At 44.9% G+C, this 948-nt stretch carries 1 protein-coding gene; it reads right to left on the reverse strand.

Annotation, left to right across the window (positions count from 1 at the left end; genetic code table 11):
• Nucleotides 1-911: AEC family transporter (locus ACS8FD_RS17545; RefSeq protein ID WP_439276792.1), on the reverse strand; the 911-nt coding region annotated here is incomplete at its 3' end.
• Between the last annotated feature and the right edge of the window lie 37 nt (nt 912-948).

Below are 948 nucleotides of genomic sequence, written 5' to 3' on the forward strand. Positions count from 1 at the left end.
AGCATTCCTACTACCGTGGTAAAAGCAAGAATATTGGCGGCGAGCACATCATTGCCTCCCATTGCCTTTGCCATTACATAACTGGCAGCGGCGGTCGGTGATGCAGCCATCAGAAACAACACACCCATATGTACACCCGTCAGTCCAAAACCTAATCCTACCGCGATAGCGACTATTGGTGCAATAACAATACGACCGATACTGGCTTGCATGGATAATCCTGAAGGATGCAGCATCGACTTTAAATCAATACTGGCCCCAGCGCAAATTAAGGCCAATGGCAATGCCACCGCTGCTAATAAATCGCCAGTCGTATGGATAACGCCAGTAAGTGGCGGCAGCATAAGAGCCTTATAAGCAAAAGCGGCCAATAAAGCGATGATTAATGGATTGGTAAATAGTTTTTTGACAATCATGGTGCTGCGGCTGATCCATGTATCATCGACGCTTTTGGACACACGGCTAAGAGTGATGACAGCTAAGATGTTAAACAATATCGTCACCACGCCCATATAGACCGCACCAATACTTAATCCTCGCTCTCCGTAAGCATTAGCAACTGTTGCCAGCCCGATAATCGCCATATTACTACGAAATATACCTTGTACAAACACCCCTTGATCCGCTGGACGACTCACAAAACGCTTGGCATAAACCTCTGCACCAATAAACAAGATAAAGGTCACCAAAATACCCGCCACTATCAGCGTGATTTGTTTGCCATAATCAACCTCACTATCGACCACGCTAAAAAATAGCAAACAGGGCAAACAGTAATTAAAGACAAAGTTTGAGGATTGATCAATAAAAGCCTGACTCGCCTCGCCGCGTCTTTGCATAAAAAAACCCAACCACATCAAGGCAAGGTTGGGCAGTACAATAGTAATCGCAAAAACAATAGCTTCGATCATAGATAAGCTCAGATTAGTCATGTGCTCAAAGCGATGT

The sequence above is a fragment of the Psychrobacter sp. 1U2 genome (genome assembly GCF_051847575.1).